General features: G+C 61.4%; 18 protein-coding genes and 1 pseudogene. 10 read left to right on the plus strand and 9 right to left on the minus strand.

Annotated elements, in window-relative coordinates; genetic code table 11:
- Window positions 1-356: pseudogene (locus AC1DTQ_RS12900) on the plus strand (xylose isomerase); the annotation flags it as partial.
- 40 nt (window positions 357-396) lie between these two features.
- On the opposite strand, the gene AC1DTQ_RS12905 reads toward AC1DTQ_RS12900, so the two are convergent.
- Window positions 397-1,458: a LacI family DNA-binding transcriptional regulator gene (locus tag AC1DTQ_RS12905; protein WP_477850098.1), complete on the minus strand. Its 1,062-nt coding sequence runs from the start codon at window positions 1,456-1,458 to the stop codon at window positions 397-399.
- Between the two features lie 183 nt (window positions 1,459-1,641).
- Here AC1DTQ_RS12905 and AC1DTQ_RS12910 point away from each other — a divergent pair, with 183 nt between their 5' ends.
- From AC1DTQ_RS12910 to AC1DTQ_RS12920, 3 genes are all read left to right on the plus strand, one after another.
- Complete coding sequence (locus AC1DTQ_RS12910; protein WP_477850099.1) at window positions 1,642-3,789, plus strand: alpha-glucuronidase family glycosyl hydrolase; 2,148 nt, start codon at window positions 1,642-1,644, stop codon at window positions 3,787-3,789.
- 53 nt (window positions 3,790-3,842) lie between these two features.
- Window positions 3,843-5,780 (plus strand): sialate O-acetylesterase, encoded by a 1,938-nt coding sequence (locus AC1DTQ_RS12915; RefSeq protein WP_477850607.1) that lies wholly within the window; start codon window positions 3,843-3,845, stop codon window positions 5,778-5,780.
- A gap of 312 nt (window positions 5,781-6,092) precedes the next feature.
- Window positions 6,093-8,756: a glycoside hydrolase family 3 C-terminal domain-containing protein gene (locus AC1DTQ_RS12920; protein ID WP_477850608.1), complete on the plus strand. Its 2,664-nt coding sequence runs from the start codon at window positions 6,093-6,095 to the stop codon at window positions 8,754-8,756.
- Between the two features lie 59 nt (window positions 8,757-8,815).
- On the opposite strand, the gene AC1DTQ_RS12925 is transcribed toward AC1DTQ_RS12920, so the two are convergent.
- The gene (locus tag AC1DTQ_RS12925; RefSeq protein ID WP_477850100.1) at window positions 8,816-9,853 is read right to left on the minus strand and encodes an SMP-30/gluconolactonase/LRE family protein; all 1,038 of its coding nucleotides are present in this window, start codon (window positions 9,851-9,853) and stop codon (window positions 8,816-8,818) included.
- Between the two features lie 676 nt (window positions 9,854-10,529).
- Between AC1DTQ_RS12925 and AC1DTQ_RS12930 the strand changes: the two genes are divergently transcribed.
- The 5 genes from AC1DTQ_RS12930 to AC1DTQ_RS12950 all read left to right on the plus strand — a co-directional run bounded on the left by AC1DTQ_RS12930 (window position 10,530) and on the right by AC1DTQ_RS12950 (window position 14,975).
- Entirely contained in the window at window positions 10,530-12,032 is a 1,503-nt protein-coding gene (locus AC1DTQ_RS12930) for an MFS transporter (protein WP_477850101.1), read from the plus strand.
- Between the two features lie 8 nt (window positions 12,033-12,040).
- Complete coding sequence (locus AC1DTQ_RS12935) at window positions 12,041-13,057, plus strand: glycoside hydrolase family 43 protein (protein ID WP_477850102.1); 1,017 nt, start codon at window positions 12,041-12,043, stop codon at window positions 13,055-13,057.
- Window positions 13,047-13,886: an aldose epimerase family protein gene (locus tag AC1DTQ_RS12940; RefSeq protein WP_477850103.1), complete on the plus strand. Its 840-nt coding sequence runs from the start codon at window positions 13,047-13,049 to the stop codon at window positions 13,884-13,886. The genes AC1DTQ_RS12935 and AC1DTQ_RS12940 overlap by 11 nt, the downstream gene beginning before the upstream one ends.
- A 163-nt stretch (window positions 13,887-14,049) precedes the next feature.
- Window positions 14,050-14,409, plus strand: coding sequence for a glycine zipper 2TM domain-containing protein (locus AC1DTQ_RS12945; RefSeq protein ID WP_477850105.1), 360 nt, complete (start codon window positions 14,050-14,052; stop codon window positions 14,407-14,409).
- A 155-nt stretch (window positions 14,410-14,564) separates the two neighbouring features.
- On the plus strand, window positions 14,565-14,975 hold the full coding sequence (locus AC1DTQ_RS12950) for a DUF6970 domain-containing protein (RefSeq protein ID WP_477850107.1): 411 nt from the start codon (window positions 14,565-14,567) through the stop codon (window positions 14,973-14,975).
- A gap of 58 nt (window positions 14,976-15,033) precedes the next feature.
- Here the strand turns inward: AC1DTQ_RS12950 and AC1DTQ_RS12955 are convergent, their stop codons facing one another.
- The 4 genes from AC1DTQ_RS12955 to AC1DTQ_RS12970 all read right to left on the minus strand — a co-directional run bounded on the left by AC1DTQ_RS12955 (window position 15,034) and on the right by AC1DTQ_RS12970 (window position 19,974).
- Window positions 15,034-15,930 carry an endonuclease/exonuclease/phosphatase family protein gene (locus AC1DTQ_RS12955; protein WP_477850108.1) on the minus strand — a complete coding sequence of 299 codons (897 nt, stop codon included), beginning with the start codon at window positions 15,928-15,930 and terminating at the stop codon, window positions 15,034-15,036.
- 70 nt (window positions 15,931-16,000) lie between these two features.
- Window positions 16,001-17,245 carry a cation:proton antiporter gene (locus tag AC1DTQ_RS12960; protein ID WP_477850109.1) on the minus strand — a complete coding sequence of 415 codons (1,245 nt, stop codon included), beginning with the start codon at window positions 17,243-17,245 and terminating at the stop codon, window positions 16,001-16,003.
- Between the two features lie 82 nt (window positions 17,246-17,327).
- Entirely contained in the window at window positions 17,328-18,389 is a 1,062-nt protein-coding gene (locus tag AC1DTQ_RS12965; protein WP_477850111.1) for a LacI family DNA-binding transcriptional regulator, read from the minus strand.
- A 100-nt stretch (window positions 18,390-18,489) separates the two neighbouring features.
- Window positions 18,490-19,974: a glycoside hydrolase family 30 protein gene (locus tag AC1DTQ_RS12970; protein ID WP_477850112.1), complete on the minus strand. Its 1,485-nt coding sequence runs from the start codon at window positions 19,972-19,974 to the stop codon at window positions 18,490-18,492.
- A gap of 231 nt (window positions 19,975-20,205) precedes the next feature.
- On the opposite strand from AC1DTQ_RS12970, the gene AC1DTQ_RS12975 reads away from it, so the two are divergent.
- A complete protein-coding gene (locus AC1DTQ_RS12975; protein ID WP_477850114.1) occupies window positions 20,206-22,974 on the plus strand; it encodes a TonB-dependent receptor in 2,769 nt (922 codons plus the stop codon).
- A 64-nt stretch (window positions 22,975-23,038) separates the two neighbouring features.
- On the opposite strand, the gene AC1DTQ_RS12980 is transcribed toward AC1DTQ_RS12975, so the two are convergent.
- The 3 genes from AC1DTQ_RS12980 to AC1DTQ_RS12990 form a co-directional block, all read right to left on the minus strand.
- Window positions 23,039-23,404 (minus strand): MmcQ/YjbR family DNA-binding protein, encoded by a 366-nt coding sequence (locus AC1DTQ_RS12980; RefSeq protein WP_477850115.1) that lies wholly within the window; start codon window positions 23,402-23,404, stop codon window positions 23,039-23,041.
- 65 nt (window positions 23,405-23,469) lie between these two features.
- Window positions 23,470-23,949, minus strand: coding sequence for a YehS family protein (locus AC1DTQ_RS12985; RefSeq protein WP_477850116.1), 480 nt, complete (start codon window positions 23,947-23,949; stop codon window positions 23,470-23,472).
- A gap of 93 nt (window positions 23,950-24,042) precedes the next feature.
- Window positions 24,043-24,735 (minus strand): hypothetical protein, encoded by a 693-nt coding sequence (locus AC1DTQ_RS12990; protein ID WP_477850117.1) that lies wholly within the window; start codon window positions 24,733-24,735, stop codon window positions 24,043-24,045.
- Window positions 24,736-24,789 lie beyond the last annotated feature (54 nt).

Here is a 24,789-nt window from a genome sequence, read left to right on the forward strand (position 1 = left end):
GCGCGATGTTGGTGGTGCTGCGCCAGGGCGGATTAGAAGGCGGCCTGAACTTCGATGCCAAGGTGCGCCGCGAGTCGACCGACCTGGAGGACCTGTTCATCGCCCATATCGGCGGCATGGACGCGTTCGCGCGCGGGCTGGAAGTGGCCCATGCGCTGCTGACCGAATCGCCGTGGGAACAATGGCGCACCGAGCGTTATGCCAGCTTCGACAGCGGCGCTGGCCGCGACTTCGAGCAGGGCAAGCTGGCCTTGGCCGATCTACGCGATCTGGCCAGCAAGCAAGGCGAACCGAAACAGATCAGCGGCAAACAGGAACGCTACGAAAACCTGTTGAATCAATACCTGTTGCGATAAGACGATGAGCGTGCGCTTCGCCCAGGTGGATGCAGCCGGTCTACTTCCGCTTGGGCGGCGCGGCCACCGAGTCGCGCACGATGAGGCGATGGGGAACCACTTGGTCCACCAGCACGCGCGTAGTGGGATCCTTGCGACGGATGCCTCGCAACAGCACGTCGATGGCGGCGTTGGCCATCGACGCGATGGGCTGGTGGATAGTGGTCAGCTCGGGCCAGACAGTAGTAGCAGCCGAAGTGTCGTCGAAGCCCACTACCGACAGATCGCGGGGAACATCCAGACCGCGGCGGTGCGCCACCGAGATCGCCGCCGCAGCCATGTCGTCATTACTCGCGAAAATCGCGCTGGGCGGCCGGCGATGCGCCAGCAGTTTTTCGGTGGCCTTCAATCCGGAACGGTAGGTGTAGTCGCCGTGTTGCACCAGCGTGCTGTCCAGGGCGATGCCCGCTTCGTCCAGTGCGGCGTGGAAGCCCTGGAAGCGACGCGTGCTGGCGCTCAGGTCGGAGCGGCCTTTTATGCAGCCGATGCGGGTGTGGCCCTGCTTGATGAGGTACTCGGCGATTTCCTTACCGGCCTGAAAGTCGTCGATGCGCACGCAGGAAATGTCGTCGCTGAAACGGCCCGAAGCGATCGCGACGACGGGCACGTTGGCGCGAACGAATTCGGTGACCGCGGCGCGGGAGTCGCACAGAGGCGGCGGCAGGATCACGCCGTCCACTTTCTTGGCCAGTTTGCGGGCCGCCTTGCGCTCGGACTCGGCATCCAGGTCGTCCCAGTAATCGATGACCAACTGGATGGCGGTACTCGAGGCCACGCGCAGCAGGCCAACCAGCAGTTCGCGCAGATAGGCGCCACTGGGGTTGGTGTAGATGAGCGCGATACGCGTGTGTTGGGCCGCGGCCAGCGAGCTGGCGGCCAGGTTGGGCGTGTAGTCCAATTCGCGCACGGCGCGCATTACCCGTTCGCGAGTCGTATCGCGCACCTTGCCCTGGCCGTTGATCACGCGCGATACCGTCATCGGCGAGACGTCGGCCAGCGCCGCTACGTCGTCGATGGTGACGCTGCTGCTCTTGCGGCGTACGGATTTCCTGGGCTTTTCCAACGCTCTTTCCTTCATTCGGCTAGCGGCGGAGACGCCGCAGCCGATTTGTGCCATGGGGAACGCTTATGAGATTCAGCTCATGAGATCCAGCCGCGGAACGGTTTCCGGATGCTCAGAATGTTAACGCTAACCCGTTGGGGCGACGATAGCCAGCAGGCAAGCTCGCCCTTGCGTGGCTTTGGCATGGCTGTCCTCCTGTTCTGCGCGGCCGCCATGGCATGCGTGCCTGCCGCGCATGCCGAAGACGGCTACGATCTTTGGCTGCGTTACAAGCCGATTGAATCCGCAGATGCCACGGCATATCAGGCGTACATCTCACAATTGGTGGCTGCGGATGCCACGCCAACGCAGGCCGCGATACGGGCGGAATTGTTGCGTGGCCTGCGCGGCATGCTTGGCGCAACACCAGCATTGACGAACACCATCACCCAGGCGGGAGCGGTGGTGGTGGGAACGCCATCCTCTTCACCGACGATCGCCCGACTGCGCTTGGATACACGGCGTCTGGGGCCAGAGGGTTATCTGATCCGGAGCGTCGTGATCGACGGTCATGCCGCCACGGTGATCGCCGCCAATGGAGACGCTGGTGCGCTGTACGGCGCTTTCCATTTTCTGCGCCTGCTGCAGACCGGGCAGTCGATCGCAAAGCTCGACCTGCGCGAAACGCCACGGATGAAGCTGCGATTGCTCAACCACTGGGACAATCTGGATGGCCATGTGGAACGCGGCTATGCGGGCGCCTCGATCTGGGATTGGCACAAGCTGCCCGACTACCTGGATCCGCGCTACACCGACTATGCGCGTGCGAACGCCTCGCTGGGCATCAACGGCACGGTGCTCAACAACGTCAATTCCAATGCGCTTAGCCTGACCCCGGCGTATTTGGAAAAGGCGGCGGCGCTGGCCGGGATATTTAGGCCCTATGGAATCCGCGTTTTCCTCAGCGCTCGTTTCAGCGCGCCTATGGAAATCGGCGGGCTCAAGACCGCCGATCCACTGGATCCCGCGGTAAAGCGTTGGTGGCGCGACAAAGCCAATGAAATCTACCGCGTCATTCCGGACTTCGGCGGCTTCCTGGTCAAGGCCAACTCAGAAGGTCAGCCCGGTCCGCAAGACTACGGCCGCTCGCATGCCGACGGCGCCAACTTGCTGGCCGACGCTCTGGCGCCGCATGGCGGCACGGTCATGTGGCGCGCGTTCGTCTATTCGCATGAAGAGCCGGACGATCGCGCCAAGCAGGCCTACGCCGAGTTCGTACCGCTGGACGGCAAGTTCCGCGACAACGTGCTGGTCCAGGTGAAGAACGGAGCGATCGACTTCCAGCCGCGCGAACCTTTCCATCCTCTATTCGGAGCGATGCCCAAGACGCCGCTGATGATGGAGTTCCAGATCACCAAGGAATACCTCGGTTTCGCCACCCATCTGGTCTATCTGGGGCCACTCTACGAGGAAACCCTCAAGGCCGATACCTACGCGAAAGGGAAAGGTTCGACAGTCACGAAAGTGATCGATGGTTCGTTGGATGGCCATGCGCTGACCGGCATGGCCGGCGTGGCCAACATCGGTGCGGACCGCAACTGGAGCGGTTCGCATTTCGATCAGGCCAACTGGTACGTCTACGGCCGCCTGGCTTGGAACCCGACGCTTTCTTCGCGCGCGATCGCCGAAGAATGGGTGCGAATGACGTTTTCCAATGAGGAAAGCGTGGTCGCTCCCGTCGTGGAGATGATGATGGGTTCACGCGAGGCTGCCGTCGACTACATGACGCCGCTGGGCCTCCACCACCTGATGGGGCGCAGCCACCATTACGGCCCCGGGCCGTGGGTTGAAGGCGGGCCACGTGCGGACTGGACCTCGGTCTATTACCACCGCGCCAACCGCGAAGGCATCGGTTTCGACCGCACCGCGCACGGCAGCAATGCGGTTGCCCAGTATTCCCCTTACGTCGCGCGCGAATTCGGCGACCTGCAGCGCGTGCCGGAAGAATTCCTGCTCTGGTTCCATCACCTGCCGTGGGACTACCGAACCCGTTCGGGCCGCCCGTTGTGGGACGAACTGGTGCACCGTTACACGAGCGGCGTCGACTCTGTGCGGGGAATGCGCAATACGTGGAGTGGCCTCGAAGGCAAAGTGGACGCTGAGCGACATGCGCAGGTAGCCGCCTTCCTCGGCATTCAAGAGAAAGAGGCGCAGTGGTGGCGCGATGCCAGCATCGCTTACTTCCAGACGATCTCCGGACGTCCGCTGCCTGCCGGGGAAACGGCTCCGGCGCATACGCTGGAGTACTACCAATCGCTGGAATTTCCGTACGCGCCGGGAAGTGGACGGTGAGGAGATTTCCAGTGACAGTGAAGTTGTGGTGGTGCCGCGTCGTCGGCGCATCTCTGACGGCCTGGTTGTGCTTCGTCGCGTTCGCCGTAAGCGCGGCAGAGCAGGGCGATGCGCCATTGCTGCATGCCATGTTCCAGGATCACGGGGTGCTGCAACGGGGCAAGCCGATTCACCTGTGGGGCCACGCGAAGCCCGCCGAAGAAGTACGAATCACGCTGGCCGGAAAGAAAGCCCGTGCACGCGCCGACGGCGAGGGTCGCTGGGAAGCGCAACTGCCGGCGTTGAAAGCCGGCGGCCCTTACGTTTTGACCGCGACCGCGGGAAATGTCACGCAAACGGTCAGCGATGTGCTGATCGGCGACGTGTGGCTGTGTTCGGGCCAATCGAACATGGAGTTGCAGGTCTGGCGCACGCTCGATGCGCGCGCCGAGATCGCCGATGCGGCCGGCGACACCATCCGCCTGCTGACGGTGCCGCAGACCGGCAGCGCGGTGCCGCTGGAAACCTTCCCGACTCCCACGCGATGGCAAACGGTTAGCTCCGATACGCTGCGCGATTTCTCCGCGGCCTGCTTCTACTTCGCGCGCGAACTGCAGAAGACCGTCAACGTGCCTATGGGGCTGGTCAATTCGGCTTGGGGCGGTTCGCGCATCGAGGCCTGGATCAGTGGCGATGCGTTGCGCGCCAGCGGTCGCTACAACGACGAACTGGACGTGTTGGCGGCGTACGCCAGCGACCCGGTAACGGCGACCGGCCGCTGGGGCGAACTCTGGGGTCGCTGGTGGAGCGGCCGCACCGGCGCTGTCGCTGGAGACGAGCCCTGGAGCCTTGCCTATTCGACGGGTGCCAGCTGGCGTGACGCACCGCGTGAGCTCGGCGCGTGGGAACGCTGGGGCGTACCCGAGCTGGCGGATTTCAACGGCATGCTCTGGTATCGCACCAAGGTCCAACTGACCGCGCAGCAGGCGGCGCAGCAAGCCACGCTGATGCTTGGTTCCATCGACGAGACCGACATGACCTGGGTCAACGGCCGCGGGGTGGGCAGTGCCTATGCACCGGGTTCCGACCGCGAATACGCGCTTCCCGCGGGCCTGCTGCGCGCCGGCGAGAACGTCGTCGCCATCAACGCGCTGGACACCTATCACGACGGTGGCCTGGCCGGTCCCGCCTCGGCCTACGCGCTTCGATTGCAAGATGGAACCCGCGTGCCGCTGGACGGCGGATGGAAATACCGCATTGCGGGCGAAGACACGCCACCGCGTGCGCCGTGGCAGACGGCAGGCGGTCTGTCCACGTTGTACAACGGCATGATCGCGCCCATCGGTCGCTACGGTTTACGCGGCGTGTTGTGGTACCAGGGCGAATCCAACACGACCGAAGCGGCGGGTTATCACGCGTTGTTGGGGGAGTTCCGCAGCGACTGGCGTGCGCGTTTCGATGCGAATCTGCCCTTGCTGATCGTGCAACTGGCTAGCTATGGCAAGCCGAATGCGGTCCCCGCCGAGAGCGGTTCGGCGTCGCTGCGCGAGGCCCAGCGGCAAGCGGCTTCGGAAGATCCGAATACCGGGTTGGCCGTCACTATCGATATCGGCGACCGCTACGACATCCATCCGCCCAACAAACAAGAGCTCGGCCGCAGGCTGGCGCGTGCGGCGCGCCGCGTGGTCTACGGCGAAAGGCTGCCGGCATCCGGGCCTGTGCCGCGATTGGCAAAACGCGACGGCGAATCGGTGGTGGTGAGTTTCGGCGACGTGAGCGGCAAGCTGATCGCGTACGGCGCCGATGGCCCGGTCGGCTTCGAGCTGTGCGCTGCCGCGCCCGGTTCCTGCCGCTATGCCAGTGCCGAGATTCGCGGCCACGATGTGATTCTGCACGCGCCATTGGCGACTCCCGCCACGCGGGTGCGCTACGGCTGGGCCGATAGCCCGGTCGTCACTTTGTTCGACAGCGCCGACCTTCCCGCGGGGCCGTTCGAGATCCAGGTTCCCTGATGCTTTCCTTACCACGGACATCTTGATGACTACGCAAGCCCCTACCGAGCAAGCCCGTACTGAAACCGGCACCCACGGTTCATCGCGCGATCGTCGATGCCAAGGTCATCGTCGCTTGCCCGGGACGCAACTTCGTTGGTTCGATGCAAGCCAGGGCCGGCGATGGTTGAACGAGAATGAGGACGGTACGTTGCTGAGTACCGATGTAGCGGATGGTTTCATCGGCGCCGTGATCGGGCCGCACGCGCGAATAGCGCCGAAAGAACGAAAAGGAGCAAGCGAATGAATTATGAAGGCATGGTTAAGAAGACGATGCGCGGTACCTTTCTGGCCGCGCTGATAGCGGTCTCATGGCACGCGCAGGACGTTCGAGCTGCCGATGCGCAGCAAACATCGCCGGTCTACCAAAACACGCAGCGCAGCTTCGAGGAGCGCGCGGCCGACCTGGTGTCGCGGATGACGCTGGAAGAAAAAGCCGCGCAGATGCAGAACAACGCGCCTGCGATCGAGCGCCTGGGAGTGCCTGCGTACGACTGGTGGAACGAGGCGCTGCACGGTGTCGCCCGCGCCGGTGCGGCGACCGTGTTTCCGCAGGCCATCGGCTTGGCGGCGACTTTCGACGTTCCGCTGATGGACGAGGTCTCGAAAACCATCAGCGACGAAGCGCGCGCCAAGCACCACGAGGCTTTGCGGCGCGGCGAGCATGGCCGCTACCAGGGCCTGACTTTCTGGTCGCCGAACATCAATATCTTCCGTGATCCGCGCTGGGGACGCGGGCAGGAAACCTATGGCGAGGATCCGTTCCTGACCGCGCGTATGGGCGTGAGTTTCGTACGCGGCCTGCAGGGCGACGATCCCAAGTACCGAAAGCTCGATGCCACCGCCAAACATTTCGCCGTGCATAGCGGGCCCGAGGCCGATCGCCACCACTTCGATGCGCAGCCCAGTACCCGCGACCTGTACGAGACCTACCTGCCGGCATTCGAGGCGCTGGTGAAGGAAGGGCAGGTGGACGCGGTGATGGGCGCGTACAACCGGGTTTACGGAGAATCCGCCAGTGCAAGCCACTTCCTGCTGCGCGACGTCCTGCGCCGTGACTGGGGCTTCAAGGGTTATGTATTGTCCGATTGCTGGGCGATCGTGGACATCTGGAAGAACCACAAGATCGTGGCCACGCGCGAGGAAGCGGCTGCGCTGGCGGTGAAGAACGGTACCGAGCTGGAGTGCGGGGAAGAATATTCCACCTTGCCCGACGCCGTACGCAAGGGCTTCATTACCGAGGCCGAGATCGACGCCGCGCTGACGCAGCTGTTCACCGCGCGCATGCGGCTGGGCATGTTCGACCCACCCGAAATGGTGCGCTGGGCGCGCATCCCCGCGTCCGTCAATCAGTCGCCGGAACACGACGCGTTATCGCGCAAGGTCGCGCAGGCTTCGATAGTGCTGCTGAAGAACGACGGCGTGCTGCCGTTGTCGCGCAAGCTGCGCCGCATCGCCGTGGTCGGCCCTACCGCCGACGACACCATGGCCTTGTTGGGGAATTACTACGGCACGCCGGCGGCGCCGGTGACCATTCTGCAAGGCATTCGCGATGCCGCGCCGCAGGTGGACGTAGTTCATGCGCGCGGCGTCGATCTGGTCGAAGGGCGCGAAGACCCCGCCGCGACACCGCTCGTCGAAGCGCAATATCTGCGCCCGGCGGCGGGCAGCAGCGAACGCGGCCTGCGCGGCGAGTATTTCCGCAGCAACGACCTGTCCGGCACGCCAGCATTGGTACGTGTGGATGCGCAGATCGGGTTCCGATGGGATCGTGGTTCGCCCACCGACAATCTGATGGCGCGCGGCGAAGCCGGCCCCAGCCAGGGCGTGCCCTCCGACAACTTCAGCATTCGTTGGAGCGGCCAGTTGCTGCCGCCGGTGTCGGGCACCTACCGGTTCGAAGCCGCGGCCAACGACGGTTTCCGCCTGTACCTGGACGGACGCCTGTTGATGGATCATTGGCAGCTGAGTGACCGCCTGCGTGCCGATAGCGTCAGTGTGAAACTGGAAGCCGGCCGCGCTTACGATGTGAAGATGGAGTATTACGACGGCGAGCGCGACGCCAGCGTTCGCCTGGCCTGGAACATGCCGGGCGCCAAGCCGCCATTCGAAGAAGCACTGGAAGCCGCGCGCGGCTCCGATGTGGTGGTATTCGTCGGTGGACTCACTGGCGACGTGGAAGGCGAAGAGATGACGGTCAACTATCCGGGTTTTGCCGGCGGCGACCGCACCGACATGCGCTTGCCTTCAACGCAGCGAAAATTGCTGGAAGCATTGCACGCCACTGGCAAACCGGTGGTGCTAGTGCTGACCACGGGTTCGGCGCTCGCCGTCGATTGGGCCAAGCAGCATGTGCCGGCGATCCTGGTGGCGTGGTATCCCGGTCAGCGCGGCGGCAACGCGGTGGCGGACGTTCTGTTCGGAGACGCCAACCCAGCCGGACGCCTGCCGGTAACGTTCTACAAGGCGGACGAGAAATTGCCTGCCTTCGACGATTACGCCATGAAGGGGCGTACCTATCGCTACTTCAGTGGCGAGCCGCTGTTTCCTTTCGGGCATGGGCTCTCCTATACGAGCTTCGCTTATTCCGGTTTGCGTCTGGACCGTAGCAATGCCGGACCAAAGGAGCAGGTAAGGGTATCGCTGAAGGTGAAGAACACCGGCCAGCGCACCGGCGAAGAGGTGGTGCAACTGTACCTGCATCCGCTCAAGCCGCAGCGTGAGCGTGCCTTGAAGGATCTGCGCGGCTTCGAGCGTTTGAGTCTGCGGCCTGGCGAGGAGCGCGAAGTGTCGTTTACTTTTACGCCCCAGATGGCCTTGCGGCATTACGATGTCGAGCGCAAGACGTATGCCGTCGATGCGGGCGCATACGAAGTGCAGCTGGGAGCATCGAGTGCGGATATCAGGCTGAAGAAGCACTTCGAAGTCACAGAATAGACTTCGCGATTCACGCCCCTCTCCCCTCGGGAGAGGGGTGAGGCGTCAGAAGGTCGCAATTAGCGATCGAAGCCGAGACCGGTTGCCTTCACGCGTACTCGCGCGACGAAGGAATGCGAGGTCATATAAAGCGTGCGGCCGTCGTCGCCGAACGCGCAGTTGGAAATCGCCACACCGGTCTCGATGCGTCCAAGACGCTTGCCATCGGCGTCGAATACCAGCACGCCGCCGGGCCCGGTGGCGAAGAGGTGCTCGTCGCTGGATATGGCCATGCCGTCGGGCAAGCCGGGAACGCCTTCGCCCAGCAGGTCGGAAGCATCCGAGAACACGCGTTTTTCCAGAACATCGCCCTTGGCATCGAGGGAATACGCCATCCATACGGGTCGTTTCGGATCCGAATTGGAGACGTATAACGTACGCCCGTCCGGCGACAACGCGATTCCATTCGGAAAGCTTAATCCATCGTCAAGCAGATGGACGGTACCGTCGGTATCGATGCGATATACGCCATTGAACCCCAGTTCCTTGGCGGGAGAATCATCCAGTCCCTTCAAGCCGTAGGGCGGATCGGTAAAGAACACCGTGCCATCGTCGCGCCGGACCACATCGTTCGGGCTATTGAAGCGCTTGCCCTTGAAATTCGTCGCAAGCGTGGTTTTCTGCTTCGTTTGCGGATCGAGCCTCGCCACCAGGCGCGAGCCCGAGTCCGCCAGCAACACCGTGCCGCCTGTTTCCGCGAACAGACCATTGGCGCCCGCTTCGCGCAACACGCCCGTGTCGGGGCCATCGTAACCGGAAGGCTTGAGGAACACCGACAATCCGTCGCGCTGCGACCACCGATACAGCGTGTTCTCGGGTACGTCGGTGAAAAGCAGATAGTTCCCCGCGGCGACCCAAGTCGGTCCCTCTGACCAGGTGAAGCCTTCGGCGATCTTCTCGATTCTGGCGTCGGCGGCCACGACCGCGTGCAACGACGGATCGAAGGCGGTCAGGCGCCCTACTGCGGGGAAGTTCGCTGTGGATCCGTTGGAAGTCGCGCAGCCGGCCGGTATGACAATGAGCAGAATCGGGAGGAGGTGGCGGGTGAGATTTCGCATCGAGGGTTCCTGGTTGGATCATGTCCGCGAGCAGTCGGCGCGAAAGGTACTTTATAAGGTGAGTAGCCTAGCGCGTTTTATGCCGGCAAACGCCGGCTTGCGGCTCGGTCAAAACCGCTTTGCGGGGTCGTTCAATTCAGGTGTTAGGCATCTCGAGAACATGGCCAGTGCACCCGGCGCAGTCGGACGACGACGGTTAATTCCGTGATAGCGCTATCATAAATAATAATCTAGCCGGTGCACGTCACGACGCAGAAGCAGTATAAAAGCCAAAGAAACCGGGAAAAAATGCTGCAATGCGGCGAAATTTGGTCCGAAGAAAGCATTCAGGAATCGATGTTGCTTCGCAGCGTGCGTGGTAATGTTTGGTAGCGCTACCATCAATGCTTGGTTGAATGCGGTTACGAACGCCGCGTTCCGGGCGCGACTGTCGTGTTCGGAATTCGTGGAAAGTTTTGATTGATGCGTTTCCCTCCACCGCCCACTCCGACGTTTCGGCGACGGGTGGGCGGTTTCTTTCTTCACACGTGTTCATGCGGTACGCGATCGCCAGGAACACATTGCCCGGGTTTGGCACAACGCCTGATCGAGTGGATAGCGGGGGGCCGAGTGATACTCCATAGCGACGTTACCTACCACGTCAAAGATCCTTCGCTGCAACGAGAATCCGGTCGCCATGCATAGCACCTCGGAAAAGCTTTCCGTATTGGAAAAGGTCGGTTATAGCCTGGGCGACCTGGCGGCCAATCTTATTTTTCAAACGCTGGTGACGTTTCTGGCTTTCTTCTATACCGACGTATTTCGGATTCCTGCAGGCACGGCGGGAACGATCATCTTCGTCGTCGGTCTGCTGGGCGCCTTCGTGTTCACGCCCCTCATCGGCATCGCCGCCGACCGTACCCGCACGCGCTGGGGAAAGTTCCGTCCGTGGATCCTATGGACCGCCGTTCCCTTTGGCGTGCTTGCGCTGTTGGCCTTCAGCACTCCGGACCTGGGCGAACGCGGCAAGGTCATCTATGCGATGACGACCTATACCCTTCTGGTGCTGGTGTACGCGGCCAACAACCTTCCTTATTCCGCTCTGAGCGGTGTCTTGACCGGCAGCATGGCGCAGCGCAACAGCCTTTCTTCCTACCGCTTCGTCGCGGTCATGGTGGCGCAGTTCGTCATCCAGGTGTTGCTGCTGCCCTTGGTGCTGATCCTTGGCGAAGGGGACAAAGTAAAGGGCTTCGAGAAGACGATGACGCTGTTCGCCCTCATAGGCACGGTGTTCTTCCTGATCACATTCTTCACGACTCGCGAACGCATCCTTCCCATGCAGGAGAAGACGTCCGGCATCGCCCAGGATCTGTCCGATCTGGTGAAGAATCGACCCTGGAAAGTGGTGCTGGCGCTGACGGTACTGGTGTTCATGAACCTGGCCCTCAAGGGCGGTATGTACATCTACTACTTCCAGTACTACTTGAACGAGACGCACCTCGCCGCGTTTCTCGACGGCGTAGGTTTCAACGGATTCATCGAAGGGCTGAACGCGCTATTGACCGGCATGGGCCTCACCCAATTCCAATGGCCCAAGGACGCGCCGACCTCCGCATTCAGTCTGTTCAATGCAGGCGGAATCATCTTCATGATCGTGGGAATAGGTTTTTCCAAGCGATTGGCGGACAGGTTTGGCAAGCGCAATGTGTTCGGCGGGGCCCTGTTCGTATCCAGCCTGTTCTTACTGGCCTTCTATTTCTATCCGCCCGAAGCTATCGCTCTGGTGTTCGTTTCCTACATTCTCCACGGCTTCAGCTACGGCATCACCATTCCGCTGCTCTGGGCGATGATCGCCGATGTGGCGGACTATTCGGAGTGGAAGAACGATCGGCGCGCAACCGCCATCATTTTCTCGGCCATGTTGTGCGGCCTGAAGATCGGCCTGAGCGTCGGCGGCGCGACCGTCGCTGGAATCCTCGCTTTCTACGGATACGACGCCGGCGCGCCGACGCAATCGCCGCAAGCCGTCAACGGCATCCGGCTTGCGGTGAGCGTGATCTGTTCCGCGCCCTTCCTGCTGGCGGTCGCCCTGTTGTTTCTCTACAAAATCGACAAGTCGATGGAATCGCGCATCGAACGCGAGCTGGGCGAACGTCGATTGCAAGCCCGCAAGACCCTTAACCCCACGCTTATTGAATAGGTATCTCCATGTTTGACAAGTCAGCAGCCGCTGATCTTCGGGCGCTAGCCAGCAGGGCCATTTCGCAACCGCTGGTTACTCATCTCTATACCGCAGATCCCTCCGCCCATGTTTTTGAAGGCAAGATCTATATCTATCCCTCGCATGACATAGATGGGGGTATACCGCTAAACGACGACGGCGATCACTTCGATATGGAGGATTACCACGTGCTGCGGATGGACTCGCCCGATGGCGAGGCGGTCGATTGCGGCGTCGCTTTGCACGTTAAGGACGTGCCTTGGGCCGATCGTCAGATGTGGGCGCCGGATGCGGCTTGCAAAGACGGGAAATACTATCTTTACTTTCCCGCCAAGCGCGCCGACGGAATCTTCCAGATCGGCGTGGCCGTCGGCGACAACCCCGCAGGCCCTTTTACCGCGGAACCCGAAGCGATCGCTGGCAGCTATTCGATAGATCCTGCCGTCTATACCGACGACGATGGAAGCTCGTATCTGTATTTTGGTGGCATCTGGGGCGGGCAGTTGCAGAAATACCGCAACAACGTCTACGACGAGGGCCATGAGGAACCGGCCGACGGCGAGCCGGCGCTGGGGCCACGGGTGGGAAGACTAAGCACGGACATGAAGCAACTCGACGAGGCGACGCGTGAAGTGCTGATCCTCGATGAGAGCGGACGGCCGATCAGCGCGGGCGATCACACGCGGCGCTATTTCGAGGGGCCGTGGGTACACAAGTATCAAGGCAAGTATTATTTCTCCTATTCGACGGGCGACACGCATCTGTTGTGCTACGCCGTCGGAGACAACCCTTACGGACCCTTCACTTATCAGGGCGTGATCCTGAAACCCGTGGTGGGTTGGACCACGCATCATTCCATTTGCAGGTTCGGCGAGGGTTGGTATTTGTTCTACCATGACTCGCTCCTTTCCGGAGGAGTGACGCATTTGCGTTCGGTCAAGGTCACGGAACTGAAGTACGACAGCGAAGGCCGCATCCAGACCATCGATCCTTATGGCGCTTGATCGCAATCCTGCCGAGCCGGGGACTGGCGCCACGGTGCCGTTCGCGCCTGGCGAACTGTTCACCATCGCCAATGGACCGCTGGTTGTAACCGTTGCGCCGTTTGCGGGTGGACGGATTGCGCAGATCATCCACCGAGGCGAGCCATTGCTGGTCGAATACGGACCAGAAACCTCGGCGATGATCGCGTGGGGAAGCTACCCGATGGTGCCGTGGGCCGGGCGGGTGAGAGATGGACGCTTCGATTTCCAGGGGAATAGCTACGAACTCCCTCTGAACCTAGGCGAGCACGCCATTCATGGCGTGGGATTCGCTTTTCCGTGGCGAGTCGATCGCCACGAAGAAAATCTCATCGAGCTTTCGCTCGCACTGCCTAACGATGAGCGATGGCCCTTTGGCGGCGAGGCTCGTCAATGCATCGAGGCAGGAAGCGGTTGCCTGAAAATGAAGCTGTCGGTGCGCGCGACAGAAAGGGCTATGCCGGCCGTGATCGGATGGCACCCTTGGTTTCTGAAGCCGGAGCGTCTCGATTTCACGCCCAGAAAAATTTATCCGCGGGACGGGCGAGGAATCGCGGTCACGCCTTGCGTAGATCCGACGCCTGGGCCATGGGACGACTGTTTCATTAATAACGATCCGGTCCGGCTCCACTATGCCGGACAGTCCGTGCGACTGCTTTCGGACTGCAGTCACTGGGTCGTCTACGACGAAACGACTTACGCCACCTGCGTCGAGCCGCAGAGCGGCCCGGCGGATTCATTCAATATCGAGCCGACCGTCCTGCAGCCGGGAGAAGCGTTGGAACGAAACTTCCTGATTGAATGGGAGTGATGTTCGTCGCAACCCTATAGTCAGAATCATCTGTCTAGGCTGCATTCCCTTGCACTGGCGACCTTTCTAGCTGAACCATTCATTGCATTGGGATCGCTTTTCACGTGCCGTTGTCGGCGGCGCCCGAACAATGCCGCTTCGTACACAGGTATGAGGTTCGGACATGAAGACGATACGTACGATTCTGCTAGCCGGCATGATGCTGCTCTCGGCCACCGCGTTCGCGCAGCAGTATGGACCGAAGGACGAAGGCCGCCGCTTCAATGACGGCAGCAAAGTGGTGTGCAAGAACGTCGAGGTCCAGCGCAGCAGCAAGGACTCCAATCGCATCATCGGTACCGCCACGGGTGCGGTGGTCGGCGGTCTGCTCGGCAACCAGGTCGGCAAGGGCAACGGCAAGAAGGCCGCCACCGTTGGAGGCGCGGTAGCCGGCGGCTTGATCGGACGCAAAGTGCAGGGCGACAGCCAGGAAAGAAAGGGCGACCGCGTGGTCGAGCGCCGTTGCGAGCGTGTCTACCGCTGAGTATCCGGGGCTGAAACATGCGACGGACATAAGCAGATAGACGTAGGGCGGGCCAGAGTCCGCCCTTCCCGGTTCGGCGATGTATTCTCTGCACCGTTGATTTCTGGAGAAGGCATATGCGACGACAGAACCGCGCTGCTCGGTTTGTTCCGGCCATGACGATGTTGCTGGCTATGCTGTGCGCATCTTGCGCTGAAAGCGACTCGCGCTCTTCGGCGCCGTCTGCACCGCGGCCTAATTCCTCATCCACATCGTTGCCCGAATGGCTTCGGGTGAAGATCGGGGAATTCGAAACGTTGCCTGCCGATCGAGCGCCGCTCGGCGTTTGGCGGATCACCCACAACGGCCAACCCGCCTTCTACCTTCTTTCCCCGTGCTGCGATCAATACAACCCGTTGTTCAGCGCCGAGGGAAAAGAGATCTGCAATCCTTCCGGCGGCTTCACTGGTAGAGGCGACGGCAAATGCCCTAAACCGATGGACCAGGGAACAAAAGCCGCGCTGGTTTGGGCACACCCGGCTTCAGCGTCCCAGACCGATGAGCCGCCGGGCCTGATGCGCGACTGAGCCTTCGCCGCTGCGCAGGCAATGGACGCCTACGCAAGGCTTGGTCGCTCAGCCTGATCTATTTCCGGGCGGAAAGCTCGAAATCCACCACCACCGGGAAATGGTCCGACGGATAGCGGCCGCGGCGATGGGTGGTCACGGTCCGGGCCGACTTCGCCTGCAATCCTCGAAACAGTATCCAGTCGATGCGTAGGTCGGCTTTGCCGGTGAAGTTATGGAACGTCGCCGGCGGACCTTGATGCCGCGATGCCGCCAGCCAAGCGTCGGTCAGCGTGGTGGTCAGTAGCGCATGGGCGGGGCTGTCGGGGACGGTGTTGAAGTCGCCGGTGAGAAGTATCGGCTCATCGGCCGGCAGTTGCCGCAAGCGCTCCAGAATGAGTGCGGCCCCGCGGGTACGTACCGGCTCGTCTTCCTCACGGTAGGGCAAGTGGGTGTTGTAAAGGATGAAGGTCGCGCCATCGGCGACACGTTGGAAGCGCGCCCACGTCACCATCCGCGGATACAGGTTTCCCCAGGTGATACTGCCCACCACTTCGGGCGTATCGGATAACCAGAAATCACCGGTCGCAAGCACGCGCAGGCGATCCTTGCGATAGAACACGCCCATGTGCTCGTCCCCGTCCCCGCCGCCGCGGCGGTCACGGCCGAACCAGGCGTATTGCGGCAAGCGTGCGACCAGATCGTCGCCCTGCTGTTTGAACAGTTCCTGCGTGCCGATCAGATCAGGATGCTCGCGCTTCACCACTTCGGCGATCAGCGCGCGCCGGGCTTCCCAGCGATCAGCGCCATCGCTGTCTACCGGCAGACGCACGTTGAAGGTCATTACCCGAAGCGACTGCGCCATCGCCGGTTTGCTCGTCGGCAGCCAAATGGCCAGGCACATCAATACGTACAGCCCAATCCGCTTGCTGGCGGTGTTGCGTGGTGCATATCGAGCGCGAGGGAAGATGGGCATATGGGGAACCGAAGCAGAATGGCTATCTCGCCGGAAGTCTAGTAAACACCGCGTTTGTGATGGCTTGTTGTCAGATGAGTTGACGACCTGATCGCGGCTGCTCGGCCCGGCGTCCCAGGATAAAGCGGAAGAACGGGCCGGTGAGAAGAGTGGACAGCACGGCAAGCGTGACCAGGGCCGCGAAGGCATGCTCCGAGAGCAATCCCTTATCACGCAGGATCGTAGCGGCCACGATCTCCATCAATCCCTTGCATTGCAGCAGCGCGCCGATGGCCAGTGCTTCTCGTCGGGACAAGGTGGAAGCTGGCGGACAGATCTGTACCGCGACGAGTTTGGCCACCACCGAGACGGCCAGCAATGCCAGGGAAGCCTGCAACGAAGCCCAGCCAAGCGCGTCCCCATCGATTTTCAGACCGCTGTGGCCGAAAAACAATGGCGCCAGGCCAAGCAGCGCGAACTGACCGATGCTCTCGACCGGCAGTCGACGCGCCCATGAAGGCGGAATCATTGCGCCCGCGAAATAGGCGCCCAGCAATGCGTGCAAGCCCAGCTGCGAACTGGCCCAGGAACCGGCGATCAGATAGAGCGGTAGCGTCAACCAGATCGCCCAGCCTGGCGGCACGAAATTCCGGCGACGACTGATAGCGCCCAATGCCATCATCGCCACCGGCACCGCGAGCGCCAGGAGCTGCAAGAGCGAGCCACCGGACAATGCGGCATCGCCATCGGCGACCAACAAAAGCAAGGCCAATCCGATCCATAACACCGCATCGTCGACCACGGCGATGCGTACGGCCACTTGGGTAAGGGAACGATGCAGCGGACCCAGCTCGCGGACGATGCCGATCAGCACCGGCAAGGCACTGACCGCGATGCACAGACCGATGGCGATCGAGCCCAGCCCACGGCCGCCATTCGGCGTAGCCCAGTTCGGCAACACCGAGAAATAGTGGTAGGCCGCCAGCGCGCCGACCAAGAAAGGCAGCAACAGCGCAAGCGCCGCGCTGGCCACGAACCGGAATACGGAACGGCGCGACTCAGCGGGCGCACCGGTCGGGGAATCCGCGTGCGCGAACTGGCGCGTTTCCAGACCCGCAGTGAAAGCCAACAGCAGTACGCCGACCCAGCCGATTTTGTCGCCGACGACCGAAGGCACGCCCCAGCCCTGCGGCAGCCAGCCCGTAGCGGCCAGCACCAGGCCGATGATGATCGGCACTACCGCGATGGGTATCGAGCGGCCGAGCAGGCGCCACAGCGTCCATGCCAACAGAATGAAGATAAGCGCATCGGCGCCGGTAGATAGGATCGTGTGCATGTTGATCAGTGTGCGGGAATTGGGGGCGGAACAGTAACTGCGCAGCTAGTCCGATGCGCCGGCAGCTGGCGTACGGTATTAGCTAGTGCGGATGTCGCCGAGAAAGCGAGTCAGGTCCGGTTCGCGTCGCACCTGAGCGACCGGAGGGCGGCCTGGTCGATTCTCGGAACACCAGGGTAGGTTCGACATGGACCATGCGCCCTGCGCCGGGCGTGCGGATTCTCTCCAGTAGTTCCAACGTCGCCAGCCGACCCATTTCCGAGGTCGGCTGGCGCACTGTGGTCAGGGCAGGGTAGATATGGCGTGCAATAGGCGTGTCGTCGAAACCGCAGACCGACAAGTCGCGCGGCACGGCAAGGCCGCGCTCGCCGGCGGCCCGGATCACGCCGGCCGCCATATCGTCGTTGGCTGCGAAGATCGCGGTAGGCGGATCGGTCAGATCAAGCAGCTGGTTGGCGCCACTGATGCCTGAGTCGAAAGAGAACTCGCCCTGGGTTACCAGCGCTGCGTCATAAGCTATTCCTGCCTTGCGCAGCGCCTCGCGATATCCCGCGTAGCGCCAGTGGCAAGCGCCATGAGTCCGCGGACCCTTGATATGGCCGATGCGCCGATGTCCGAGCGCGATCAATCCGGACATCAATTCCAGCACCGCAGCGGTTTCCTCCATCATCACACCGATACGCTTCTGCGGATTTCGTGGAGCGATGCAGGCGAATGGCACCTCGTGCTCTTCCAGATAAGTCAGCACCACGTTATCGTCGGTCAACGGTGGTATCAGCACCACGCCGTCTGGGCCGAAGTATTCGAAAAGCCCTTTAATATCGTCGGCGGTGCGTTGCTTGCCCGAACCGACGGGAGCGAGGACCAGGTTGTAGTGGTGGGCGCGACAGGCTTCGAGCATGCCGCTTTGGACTTCCATCAGATAGTTGCGCGAGGGATTGTTGTAGACCAGCGCCACCACATAGGAGCGTTGCCCGGCCAGGCTGCGGGCGGAGAGGTTCGGCTTGTACTGCAACTGCTCGACCGCGCGCATCACGCGATCGCGCGTCTCCTCACGCACATTGGGTTCGTGATTCAGCACTCGCGAGACCGTTTTCATCGACACACCGGCAGCGGCGGCCACATCCTCGATACGACTACGCATTCCTGGTCCCGTCCCTGAAGTAGGCTAGCTCTGCGATGGCTGGTTGGATCAAGCGATTCTGCCAGCGTAAGCGGCAATTAGGGGTATTCGCACCTCCTACTCATGGCTGGACTGTGGCGCCTGACCAGCGGAAAGTGGCTACGCTTTTGGCCGGAAGCGTGTAGCTGAAACGCCGGGCTTGCTGGCGTACCGAAAAGCTGCGTTCCTTCTCATTCCTATTGGTGACGATCAGCACCACGGAGCCATCATCGGTGTTCTGGAAGGCTACGTTGTCCAGGCCATCGCCGGTCGCGGTGGACGCGACGCGATACGCATCACGGCGGACGAAACGACTGGCGTGGGCGAGTGCGTAATAACCGTTGTTGCGACTGACGCGGCCTGTCGCGGAGTCGATCGTCACTACACCGATGCAGGTATCGCAGCCCCCTGCGTGCGGACCTCCGCGTTCGTCCAGGGCCAGGTTCCAGAACAGCACGCCGCGGGCCCAGTCGCGAGTGGCCTGCACTATCAGCTGCTGGGTCTGCAAAGGCAGGCCGCCACTGCGCACGGGTTCCCAGGTGCCGTCGGAGCATTCGGTCATATAAGCGTCCTTGTCCGGGAACGCTGCGTGCACGGCGGACTGCGCCGCAGGATCGCCGCCATAGCAATGCCAAGCCACTGCGGCCACGTACGGTCCGGCGATGGGATCGGACAACACGGCTTTCGGTTCCTGCGGCTTGTCCCAGTTGTGGTCCCAATCGAAAATCAACGGACCCTTGCCGCGTGCGGCGATCAGCGGTCCGAGGTGATCGCCTATCAGGCGCGCGCGCGCCGGCGCGTTCAGGCGCATGCCCGGGTAATCGGCGGGTTCGAAGTCGGGTTCGTTCTGTACGGTGAGCGCGAAGATGGGAATCCCTTCAGCCGCATAGGCATCGACGTACTTGAGCAGGTAACGCGCGAAGGCGTCGTAGTATTCGGGACGAAGCGTGCCTTTGATCATGCTGCCGCCGTTCTTCATCCAGCCGGGCGCGCTCCATGGCGAGGCCATTACCCGCAGCTGCTGATTCACCGCAAGCGCCTGGCGCGTCACCGGAACCACGTCGGACAGATTGGGGTCGATGCTGAAATGCAGTAGCTGGGGATCGGCTTCACCGTTGGGCGGATCGTCCAGGCTGTAGTGATGCCGCGAGAAATCCGACGCGCCGATGGTCAGGCGTGTGAAGTCCAGGCCGATGCCGTCTCCTGAGCGTCCGAACAGTTCCTGCAGCAGCGCTTGGCGCTGGGCGGAAGTCATCTTGTGTTGGATCAGCCAAGCGGACGAGTCGGTGATGGAGGCGCCGAAGCCGAGCATGCGCTGATACCGCTTGCCGGTATCCACTTCTATCTCCGCCGGCGCATCCACAGAATCCGGCCGCACCTCTACAGGCTGCAACACCCAGCGATGATCGGAAGTGGTGACCCAGGCTTCAACTTTTGCGGTGCCGTCAACGGCGTTGGAATAGGGAAGACGAAGTTGGCCAGCACAGGCAGTCCCGATCAGTACAAACGAGAGGGACAACAAAACTGCTCTTGGTTGCGCATTGCGACGACGGAGCGGAATGTTCATTTAATCTCCCCGTTTAATGCGTTATGTAACGTTACATCGTGCGCAGGTGCATGCTGCATCGCAACGACCACGACGTATTGCTACTGGCGAAGTACTTGCAATCGTGAGGTAAGCGCGACAAGTGCCATAACGTTCCTTGTTATTGGTTGACAAGCACTTTCGCGGATTATAAGACAGCGCTGTCAAAAGTGCCGGGGAGGGTCTATGGCTTCTACACGTGAATCTTCAAGAATGATATCGAGCGCGCGTCAAGCAGTTCCACGCAAGCGCGTTCTGGCCACCGCCTGCTGTCTGGGTCTATTCGCCGCGCAGTTCGCGCATGCGCAGGACCAGCAAGTAGCGCCGGCGGACCCGGCTTCCGCGCAAGAGGCGGAAGTCAGTACGCTGGACAGGATCACGGTGACCGGGATTCGGCAGAGTATCGCCAAGTCGGTGGAAGTAAAAAACGAATCGAGCTCGATTGTAGAGGCGATCTCAGCAGAAGACATCGGCAAGCTGCCAGACATTAGCATCGCAGACTCGATCTCGCGTCTGCCGGGCCTGACGATGCAGCGCGTAGATGGGCGAGGGCAGGTCATCCATATCCGCGGCATGTCCGAACAGTTCGCCGGCACGTTGCTCAACGGCCGCGAACAGGTCAGCACCGGCGATAGCCGCGGTGTCGAGTTCGACCAATATCCAGCCGAACTGATCAACGCCGTCGTCGTCTACAAGACACCCGACGCTTCGCTGGTGGGGCAGGGTCTCTCGGGGACGGTCGACATGCAGACCATTCGTCCATTGGACTTCGGCGAGCGTCGCATCGTGTTCAGCGGCCAAGGCGAGTACAACTCGCTTGGCGATTTGACGGCAGGGGGCAAGGACAAGGGTTATCGACTCTCGGCTTCCTACGTAGACCAGTTCGCTGACAACACTATTGGCGTTGCCATCGGTGTCGCCCGCCTCAACTCGCCGTTCCAGGAAAAGCACTACAAATCGTGGTGGTGGGCCAATACCGATTTATGGGGCACGCCGCAGGGCGCCAAGCCCGCCGATGCAATCGCCCTGCAGGGCGCCGAGGGTTGGGTGAAGTCCAGAGACATGACCCGCGATGGCGTCATGGCGGTGCTGGAATTCAAGCCCAACGATACCTGGCACAGCGTACTGGACATGTACCACTCCAAGTTCGAACAGCAGGAGTCGATGCGCGGCACGATGTGGACCAATGATCCATGGTGGAACAGCGGTGCGGTGACCTATACCGCCGCCAATACCACCGAGTACCACGGCTATCCGGTGGTCACCAGCGGCACCTTGAGCGGAATCCAGCCGGTGGTGCGCAACGACGATAACCAGCGCGAAGACAAGCTATCCGCGATCGGTTGGAATAATGAGTTCAAGTGGGGCGTGTACACGCTGAACGCTGATGCCAGCTATTCGCGCGCCGAACGCGACCAGTCCGCGCTGGAAACCTACGCAGGCATGCTGGGTGGGCTGGACGTTGACTTCGAGATTCCGTTGACGGCAGGCTACGCCAACTACGCTCTGCCTGATTTGTCCGATCCGAATTCGGTCTACCTGCGCGACCCACAGGGATGGGGTCATGACGGACGCATGGAGGATTCGCAGCAGAAAGACACGCTCAAGTCGTTCCGGCTGGACCTGAACCGTCTGGTGGAATCTTCGGACTTCCTGCGCAGTTACGACGTCGGTTTCAACTACAGCAAACGTACCAAGGACAAGAGCGCGCAGGTCTACTTCGCCGATCTGCCGGGCCGTGTGCCGACCCTGGTCGATCCCTCCTTGTTGTCCACGCCCACCGATCTCGGCTTCGCTGGCATGGGCAACGTGATCAGTTTCGACCCGCGCGAGCTGCTTGGTCGGTATTACGACGTGTATCTGAGCGAGAGCAACGACGATCTGCAGAAGGACCAAAGTATCGAGGAAGAGATTCGCACGTTCTACGCGAAGGCCAACCTCGACATGGATCTGACTGATACGGTGCGCCTGCGCGGCAACGTCGGCGTGCAGTACATCCGCACCGAACAAGCCTCGAGCGGGGTGGTCATCGACGCTAGCGGTCCTGTGGCGGTCGATTCGTTGGGCGCCAGCTACGGAGACATTCTTCCCAGCTTGAATCTCGTAGCCGATTTCGGCAATGGTTGGAATGTCCGCTTCGGCGCGGCCCGCGAACTGATGCGTCCGCGCATCAACGACATGGGCGCATTCGGCAGCGTCGGGGTAGCCGTCACCAATGGTGTGGGCGAATGGACCGGCAGTGGCGGCAACCCGCAATTGGAACCCTACCGTGCCAATGCAGTGGATCTGTCCGTCGAGAAGTATTTCGGCGAATCCAATTCGAGCTACGTGGCCGTGGCCGTGTTCTACAAGGATCTGGATTCGTACATCTACACCCAAACCATCCCGTGGAATTTCGCCGGTTACGAGTACGAAGGGGACGTGCCACCGAGCTCTGACTGGGGCACCTTTTCCAGCCCGGCCAATGGCACGGGTGGCTACATGCGCGGCGTGGAGTTCGGCAGTGCGCTGAGTGGCGATCTGCTGCATCCGATGCTGGATGGGTTCGGCCTGTTGCTCAATGCGTCCTACACCGAATCGTCGATCGACCCCGATGGTCCAGACCAGGGTAGTGGTACCGACACGTTTCCCGGGCTATCGAAGATCGTTGCCAATGCCACGCTTTACTACGAAAAGAACGGGTTCTCGGCGCGCGTGAGCCAGCGCTTCCGCGACCCGTACCGCGGCGAGTACAGCTATATCTTCGGCCAACGCAACTATCGCTACACGTTGAACGAGCGCACGATCGACCTGCAGGTGAGCTACGACTTCCCCGAATCCAGCAAACTGGGCGGTCTGTCGTTGATGTTCCAGGTCAACAACCTGAATAACGAGCCTTTCCGCACCGAAGTCAGCGACTCCAACGGGCTGGGTCTGTTCTTCCCCGAGGAATACACCGAGTACGGTCGCCAGTACATGCTGGGCTTCCGCTACAAGTTGTAACCCCGCAACCACGCAACAGCCGACCGCAGGCAGCGAGCTGCCTGCGGTCGGCCAGGGCCATAGTTCAGAGCGAAGACGACAAAAGCGCTGCCCTACGCGCTTTGCTTAACGACCCCAGCGCCTTGTGGTACGACCATTCCACAAGTTCGCGCAGATAGTCGGCGGGCACGCTGCGCACATCCACGATCGTGACCCAATGGAAACGGGCCAGCCAGCGGGCGGGTTTGATGCCGGGGATATCGGTCAGTTCAAGGAAGCGTTCCGACGAAACCTTGATGCTGAAGCGCCATTGCTCCGGCTGGCTGGTCTTGAAATGCGCGAAGCGTTTTCCACCCACGCCATAGACCAGGATGTTCGCGGGCGCGCCATGCAACTGCGCGGAAGCGCCAGGAAGGCGGGCGCAGAATTCTTTCAGTTGCTTCGTATCCATAGGTCAGGTTGGAAGAGGCGTAATCTAAGCAGGAAATAGCGGGCCACCGCGTCGTGGTGGGGTTATCACCTTACGCCGTCGCCTCGAAAACGCACCGTCAACCCTTTGAGGAAATTGCGGAGTATCTGGTCGCCGCAGGGACGGTAGTGCTTGTGGCCGGCTTGTCGGAACAGGGCGGTCAGTTCCGGCTTGGTGAGGGGGAAGCCAGCGGCCTCGAAGACCTCGTGCATATCCACGTCCTTCAACTGGAAAGCGACGCGCAACTTCTTCAACACCACGTTGTTGGTGATGCGGGTTTCCACCGGGCGCTGCGGCTGACTTTCGTCCCGTCCGCGGTAATAGAACACCAGGCCATCGAGGAAATGCGCGAGCACGCGGTCGCTGCAGGCGACGAATCCTTCCTCGTCCTCCTTTTTTAGGAGCGCATGCACCTGGGTCTTCTCGATAGGAAAATCCGCATCGGCCAACTGGATCACTTCGACCACCTTACTGTCGCCGAGATCCAGCATGTAGCGGATGCTGCGCATCACGTCGTTGTTGATCATGGTTCGTCCTGTGCTGGTCCTGGCGACCCAGGCAGGACACAGTCTAGCGTCGACCCATCCGCTAGCGATACGCCGAGGTTGCCGAAAGGACCTCTAAACGCATCCGGCGCGGTCGTTGCACTTGACGCGAGAGACCTCGTCCTCGAGTAGTTTTTCGCCCCGCTCCTTCTGTTCGCGGAGCTGTGCCGGTGTGCGGCAGACGCGGCTGACGTAATTGCTTCCGGTCCGCGCCTCCTGGGTGCAGACCAGGCGTTCGCTCTGGTTGTTGTTGACGGTCGCCTCGATCCGAGCCATCAATCTGCGGACCTCCGCCTGATCGGTGGACGCAAGTTGCGATGTATCTGTCTTTCCTTCCAGCAGCTTCTCCAACTTTTCCTGATCGGACAGAACAGACTTCTGCGCATCGCGCGGCATGTTCGCGTAGCGTTCCCGTTTGGCCTTCATGTCGGCGCGGATCGTTTGCTGTTGGGCAAGGATGTCTGCGGACCGCGTCGGCGCATCTACGGCCTTTACGGAAGAGACGATCGCCAGCAGGGCGACGCAAGCCAATGTGCGCGGTCGGTAGGTCATTTCGTTCTCGTCCCCGGAATTCTCCGTCCGACCGTATCCGATCGGAAGGGTCGCTCCAAGAGGCGGATGGCAAGCGGACAATTTGCGCAAAACCAAGGCTGCGCGCCCGACTTCGCCGAAGCCGCGCAGAATGGCTTGAATCGGACGGAAGCCTTCGTCAGGATGCGTCCAGAGGCGAGGAGATGGTAATGGATCGGAAAGAACGACAATTTCCATGCATGGGGAGGTTGCGCGATGCTGGCCGTACGCGAGAAGAACTGGAAATGCCGT

Source organism: Pseudoxanthomonas sp. P4_B2, from assembly GCF_056402315.1.